The following is a 7802-nucleotide window of genomic DNA, read 5'->3' as shown; positions in this document are numbered from 1 at the left end:
TAACCTGATGTTCCTGGTGTTCCGCCTGTAGCCGCTGTAAAAGTAATCTCTCCTAAAGTTCCACACGTATAATCCTGTGTTAAACTCGCTGTACTCGATACCGTAGTAACATTATTTATTGTTATTGGCCCTACAGTATAAGGACAAGAATATGCTCCTTTAGTTGCACGTACATCTATAGTATAACTTCCAGCTGCAAGTCCTGTAAACGAACCTGAAAAACTATATGTGGCACCTCCATCAATACTATATTCTGGAGTGTATCCTATTGCATCTCCATCTATAGCTACTGTAATCGTTCCGTCAGTATTACCGCTACAAGTAATATCTGTAGATGCTTGAGTAAACTGTAATTCAGGTTCTAAAATAATTTCTACAGATGACGAAATTGTTGAACAGTTATTAGTATCAATAACAATAAATTCATAAGTTCCTTCTGATCCATTAGGAACTAAAACCGTTGGATCTGTAAAAAAATCTCCAGAAGAAATATCTGATACATTAGTATAAGAAATAGCAGTAGCACTTGCTGTTGATGCTGGAACATACGACCAGATAGCAAAATTATAGCTAGGCGTTCCTCCTCCTGCGGTTAAAGTTATAATTCCATCTGAAGAACCTCCAATACAACTAATATCTTTCGTATTAACTGCTGTTAATGTTAATTCTGGTGGTCTTGTAAAAGTTACATCTTCTGAATAATTACATTCAGCTGATGTTACATTTACCGTGTAAGTTCCTCCATTAGAAACTGTAAAAGGGTAAGATTTATCACTAGTTGGCCCATAGGTTCCAACCGTAGATCCTCCACTCGTAATAGTATATGAATACGGTGCTGGAATATCACTATTTATTTGAATTCGAATCTCTCCTGTAGAATCATAACACTGTATAGGGTCTGTTTCTATATTAACATCGATATCTACTTCGTTTACCTGATAATTAGGGTAAAAATATACACATGATGTATCATCTGATTTTATATATACATCATAATTTCCTGCTGTGGTTACTGAAAAAACAAAAGTAGTTTCTGGTGAAACTAAAGATTGATAAGCAGAATCTGCTGGTGCTGGGCTTCCAGATGTTACTATAGCATATTCATAAATAGTTGGCACACCAGATATTGTTATATTACCTGGATTACTACAAATAATATCTTCGGTAGTAATTGTTGGGGTTATATTGGCTTTAAATACATTAAAATAATAACTCCCAAAACAACCTCCTTCTTCTGTTATTACTACTCTGTATTGTCCTGGATCAGAAAAATTTCTTGTTGGTGAATCTGCACTTGTAGCTACATCTTCCCAACATGTAGGGGCTAAATTAGGACAATCAGGATCTGGGTCAGGGCTACAGCTAGCTCTTAATTGTTGCCATTTTACTGTAGTTGGTGCTGTAATACCTGTGGCTAAAGAAACTAAATCGGAATCTCCACACAAATAAATTTCTACAACGTCTACATTATTATTACTACAAGTTCTTGTAATATATGAGTCTCCTGAAACATTTAACGAGTTTACTATAGGATTACCTCCACTACCAAAAGGAATTACGTTAATAATTTCTTGAGTATTTAAGCACCCTGAAGATGTTGGGGCAACTTTTCTAACAATGTACTGTCCTACTTGAGTAACTACTAAAGTTTGATTGGTTCCTAAAACAACCGACGGATTCGCTGCATTTACCCATTCATAAGAGGCAAAATCAGCTCCTGCTATTAAGGTTATTTGTGTACCACAAAGTACTTCCTCTCTTTCATACCCGCAATCGTCTACATCTACTAAAAAGTTAGAAGAACCTACAATACCGAAATCACAAGCATCTATCCCAGAAAAACTTGGATTATTTACTACGACACCTCCTTTAACACCATCACACTTTGCAAAAGCCTGATTTTCAATAACATTAGAACACACATCTCTAAGATCATTACAGTCAGAAACTACTTGAACATGCATTCGTATGCTATGAACAGCACCTCCTTCTAAAACCATCGAGTCTTCTACAGACAATCTAACTTCTGCTCTAAAATCATTTGAAGCACTTGGAGGATCATAACCTGCTATAGTTACTCCGTCTGGTAAATCAATATCGAAGTACGTTATCCCATCTGGTCCAATCGATCCGTTACCTGCTGTCGTCGTTAATAAATCAACATTTTTAGGTAATCTATCTGTTATTATGGTATTCGTAGCATCATCCGTACCTACGTTTTGAAAACTAATATCGTACCATAATTCACTCCCAAGCGTTACATCTGTTCCTTGTATATCGTTACCTGAAGCATCTACAATACCTTTAATTAATTCAATTTCAGGAGCTATAATTTCAACTGTTAATGCATTTAAAAAGGGCCAATACACATCTTGATTGGTCGTAAATCTAACATTAGCTGTTGTTTGTTCATTTCCAATAACACTATTGTTAGGATTGTTTAACTCATACAAATCTACATCTAACCCTAGAGTATTTTCACTATCTGGAACTCTTGTTGTTACATATTGGTCATATCTACTTATAGAACCATTGAAAAAATTATATCTCCAATAACCAGGATTCCACCAATTACCATTAACCCATTGTCTTGGATTTACATTAGGTGTATATTGGTCTATATATTCATATATCCCATCTCCATTAGGATCAACAGCCTCTTGAATTTGAAAACTATCCCCTCTAAGATTTCTATCTCCCTCTAATGTTGCCGCTAGCAAACTAGCTCTTACGGGTGCTGGATCATTAATATTTGGACCTACAGGAACCGTAGTAAAACCAGAATAAGATATATCTTGATTATTCCCAGAGCTTACTTCTGCAAAACCATCAAAAACAGAAATATTTTTACTTGTTTCCGTTTCATTTTCATAAATAACAACCATAATCCATCCCCCTGAACCTCCTAAGCCTCCATTTGAATCAACTCCTCTTATCGCTCTAACATTTGCACCAAAATAAGTACCATTTGGGTCGTCTCCCAACCCTTGAATCATGCCTGTTATATCTTTATAACAAATATAAGTAAAGTTATCATCAAAAATTATTTCTCTATCAGCAGTAGTTGCTACAATATCTTGATAAGCCCCTCCTGGTAACTTAAACTTCATTTCATGAGGATCATCCGACCTTCCTCCATTTAAATTATTCCATCTATCAGCTGGATATACCCCTGCCCAATACAACCCTGCATGAACCACTCGAGAACAATTTGGGAGATTTAAAACATCAGAACTAGAGGAATCGGTGGTTCCATCATTATCAATATCAATATATTGCATATTGATACTTCCATTTGAATCATTACCATCATAAGGATCTTCAGGGTCTCTATTATTACTATCTCTATTTAATACATTATTTGCAATAAAAGTAATATTACCTTTTACATTGATTCCACCAGCGGAACCATCTGGGTTAATAACACGTTGTTGAAAACCTGCTGGAGGTCTATTTGCTTTAAAAAGTGTATTCCTTAATTCCAAGTATCCTTTACTTTCATTAAGCTGAATACTATCTTTTCCATTTTCTTGAGAAAATAAAAGTGCTATCTGTAAAAAAGCGATTAAACTTAAAAGTATCTTTCTATTCATATGTCGGGGATTTTTTGAATATTCTATCGAATATGCACTATATTTTTACGATCGTAATAAGAATTATTTAAATTATTATTATACAATCGTATTGCTTCTTCTTTTTTATCTGTTTTATGAATGTACACGTGTCTATACCCTGTTTCTGGATTTAAAAAATAACCTGCATCGATACCATCGGTACGTAATTCATCAATAAATTTATCGGCGTATGGTTTTTTAGAAAACACATTTACTACTAAGTAATATCCTTCCTCTAAGCCATTCATCATTTTCATATTGCTTACACGTGCTTTAGGTTGTCTTTTTGGTTCCGTATAAGTTTCACCTTCACCTCCTAAAGTTATTTTTACTACATAAACAGGGTCTTTGTATGTTTTTTCTGCTTTAATAGCCTGTTTATCTTTATCATCTTTTTTATCATCTTCAAAACGTTTAGTCCCTGTACCATTTACTTCATCTACTTTTTCTTCTGCATCTTCTTTTTTAGCAAATCTATCTACATATACATAGTACATTTTGGTTCTTGGATCTCTTACGTATTTAACTTTAATCTTACGTTTCTTATACAGAGCAACTAAATCTTTTGCTTTGTCATCGTCTTTAAATAAATCTACAGCAACATAGTACATTGTACCGCCACCACCTCCACTAGAGGTTCTAGTAATCGTTTTCTTTCTCCATGGTGTTTCTTTACTTCTTTTTAAAGATGTATCTAAAACTTCTTTAGGTTGTACTACTGTTTTAACTTCTCTTATTATCTCTACTTGCTTAGGCTGATTTTTAAGTAAATTTAAAATCTCATCCACTTTCTTGTGTAACGTATTTAAAGAATCTTGGGCTCTTTGTATTTCATCAGACAAATCGTTATGCTCTTCATCTTTATATTCTTCTTTTCTAATTTCTACAGGAACAGGCTTTACCTCTGGTGTAGTATCATCTGGTAAAATAATTTCTACATTTGGTTTCGAGATTCTATCTCTTCTTGTTCTTGTTTTTCCTAAAGAATAAATAAGACCTACTTCATTAGTTCCTCCTAAATTATCTTGTTTTTCATACGAAAATCCAATAGAAAGATTTTCTGATAGATTAATCCCTAAACCTGCATTTAGACCAAAAAGATTATCATACCCTACTTTAACCCAACCTGCTTTTGGTAAATCTGCTAACACGTTACCAGAATAAGAAAAACCATCTATTTTAGAACGTCTTACAACTCCTAAAAAACGTAGGTTTGCATCTTCTAAGAGTCCACTAAAATTATTAAAATCTGTAGTATACCCCGCATGTGCCGATATCGTTTTATCTGCAAAAGAGGTTACAAACTCGCTTCTCTTTAAATTAAAATCTCCTAAATTTTCAAAAAACAAACCTGCGTAAAACTTCCCGAATGAAACGGTAGCTGCAGGTTGAAACACCACCACGGGTTTATCTTGATAATTATTAATTAATGATTCATCTCCGTTAGATAAAACTCTCGGATTATCTAATCCTCTTCTACTATAAAAGAAATTAAAACCAAATGTTAATTTACTTTCTGCACCTAATTGCACTTGATATGCATAATTAGCCAGTGCTCCGAAATCTTTAAAAGCACCTATTTCTTGTTGAAAAACAGCCATACCTGCTCCAACATTTTCACGTACTTTACCAGAATAACTTAAAATTTGTAACCGAGAAGCATCTTCAAACTGAATATTCGCATTTCTTGTAATGGCTTGAATTGTTCTAGTATTTCCATGTAATAAAGAAAAAGTAGGAACACTTAAGAAATTATTAAACTTCATAAAGCTTCTTGAAGAAAACCCACTATATTCATCTTCAGGTAAGCCTCCTCCTTGCGCAAAAGAGGTTGAAACTGCTAATAATATAAGTATATTTAATGTAATTTTCTTTATCATATTGTATCTATTCTAAAACGGATATTGTGCCTGCTTTTACTAAACTATTATCTTTAATAACTTTAAAATAGAATATCGCTCCGTCTTTTAAATTATTGTCTTCTGGCCAATTATTTTGATAATCGGTTGTGTTTAAAACTTCTTTTCCTCTTGAATTGTATATAATTACTGTCACATTTGGTTGAAATGCTAACCTATTTGGTAACTCCCAAGTATCGTTTACTCCGTCTCCATTAAAAGGAGATAAGACATTAGGAATCATTAATTTACCATCGTCTTCTACCACTTGAATAATTTTTTCTACTGTGCAATTTCCTACTGTACCTATTAAAGTGTAATTTCCTAACCTGTTTACCTCTAGTTGTTCATTGGTAGAAAGTAACGTACCTGCTTCATTATACCACTCGTAAGAATCTGCACCAGACGCTGTTAAAGTTGTGGTTTCTCCTGGCGTTAAAATTGCTGTCGTTGATGGACTTACTTCTAATACCGAAGCGTCAAATTCTACAATTTCTACTGATGGTACAGTATTAAGACAACCAAACCCTTCAAAAGTCACATAATACTCCCCAATCTCAGAAACTTCTATAGTTGATGGATCAGTTACAGTAATTTCTACATCGTCTTTATACCAAGTATACGTAAATCCTGGTTCGATAGCTACCGATAAATCAATAGTACCTCCCGGACAAACACTATTTGATGGTGAAGACGATTGAATTTCTACATCCAAAGTTAAAAGCACTGACAAAGGTTCAGAATCTGAAGAAAGAGAACATCCAGAAACATTTAATTGATAAGCCCCATTATCATTATACGAATCTATATTTAGTTCATTAGCCGTTGCTCCAGAAACAGCAGCGCCGTCTTTAAACCATTGAAAATTAAATGAATCTATTTGACTTGTAGACAAATCATATTGATTACCATCTGTTGCTGAGGCTTTAATACCTACTATTGATAATTTAGTCGTAGCTGCCGTACAATCTGCATCATAATCTGTTCTTATAACTGTAACAAGATTATCAACCCCTAAAACTGTATACACTTCAGATTCTTTAGAAAACGGACACGCCCCAGAAGTATCAGTCACTACAACATAGTATTCTCCTGGCGCTGTAACATTAAAATTATTTGAAGTTGCACCCAATTGCGCTCCATTTTTAAACCAAGTATAAGTTGCTGAAGTCAAATTATCTTCAACAGTTAATACAAAAGATTCACATGGTAACTTAATTCTGGTTAGGGCACTATCGATCGTAAAATCGAAATTAGCCCCTGTTTGTTGCTGTATAGTAACTTCTTGAGAACTAACAGTACAACCACTTACGGTTACTTCTAAATGGTATACTCCAAACTGTTCTCCAACAGGAGTTGTATATGTTGGTTCATCAGCAGACACTATAAGATCTCCATCTTTATACCATTCGTATAAATAAGAAGCATCATCTACACTTGACACCAAAGTGTAGGTATCATCAGCACATATTTCCACCGTATTATCTCCTTCTATAGAAACATCATCTACATCTAATGAACTTACAGTTACAGAATTTGAGGGTTGATAAGAATCACTACATTGTCCTGCTTCAATGAGTGCATAATACACCCCTGGTGCAGAAACCATTAGTGTTGGCCCAGTTTCTCCTGCTATAGGATTATCATTAAAATACCAAATGTATTCGTAAGTATCATCCGTATTTAAACTTATTTCTGTTGGTGTGCTACCACATAAAACTACATTTTGATTATTTCCATTTAAAATTAAACTTACATCTGGTCTGTAATACGCCTCAAAAGGTTCCGAAGGTGGCCCTGTCATTTCAGGAGATGTCGCTCTTATTCTAATTCTGTATCCAGTTCCGTATGTATCTGTAGGTAATGAAAAAGTTCCTGTAACATCAAAAATATCAAAATTCTTATTAGTTATTGACCCCACATTACCGACTAAATTATCATCTGCATCATATAAGTCAATATAAAAAATATTATCAGCATTAAAGTGTGGAGGTACTCCCCATGAAAATTTGACAGTAAAATTATTAAAGCCACTTGATGCACATAAATGATCTAGCGTTATTGAATGGTTTGTGGTACTAACCACCTCAGGTATTTGTAATTCTTGAGAAAACAAACCTGAGCTAAATAGTAAAACAAAAAGACCTAAAACGTGTTTTAGGGTTAAGGGATTGTGTTTACACATAATAGATGGGGACTATTAATTAGCATATTCTATATATTAATTACCTGCAAATATATCTAAATTTAATAAAATCAATCAAATATCAACTTTATTATTTTAAACAAA

General features: G+C 33.9%; 2 protein-coding genes and 1 pseudogene. All 3 read right to left on the bottom strand.

Going from position 1 to position 7802, the window contains the following annotated elements:
- A pseudogene (locus tag C7447_RS13305) lies at window positions 1-3593 on the bottom strand (hypothetical protein); the annotation flags it as partial.
- 23 nt (window positions 3594-3616) lie between these two features.
- Window positions 3617-5494, bottom strand: coding sequence for a PorP/SprF family type IX secretion system membrane protein (locus C7447_RS13300; RefSeq protein WP_148871007.1), 1878 nt, complete (start codon window positions 5492-5494; stop codon window positions 3617-3619).
- A gap of 7 nt (window positions 5495-5501) precedes the next feature.
- Window positions 5502-7697: a T9SS type B sorting domain-containing protein gene (locus tag C7447_RS13295; RefSeq protein WP_148871006.1), complete on the bottom strand. Its 2196-nt coding sequence runs from the start codon at window positions 7695-7697 to the stop codon at window positions 5502-5504.
- Window positions 7698-7802: the final 105 nt, after the last annotated feature.

Origin of the sequence: Tenacibaculum adriaticum (genome assembly GCF_008124875.1) — a bacterium.
GTDB classification, from domain to species: Bacteria; Bacteroidota; Bacteroidia; order Flavobacteriales; family Flavobacteriaceae; genus Polaribacter; species Polaribacter adriaticus.
Note: the sequence above shows the minus strand (reverse complement) of the source record. Positions and strands in the feature narration are given on the sequence as shown.

Bases quoted from the DNA above. Each gene is read 5' to 3' on its own strand.
- C7447_RS13300 (WP_148871007.1), bottom strand. From the start codon at position 5,494: ATGATAAAGAAAATTACATTAAATATACTTATATTATTAGCAGTTTCA.
- C7447_RS13295 (WP_148871006.1), bottom strand. From the start codon at position 7,697: ATGTGTAAACACAATCCCTTAACCCTAAAACACGTTTTAGGTCTTTTT.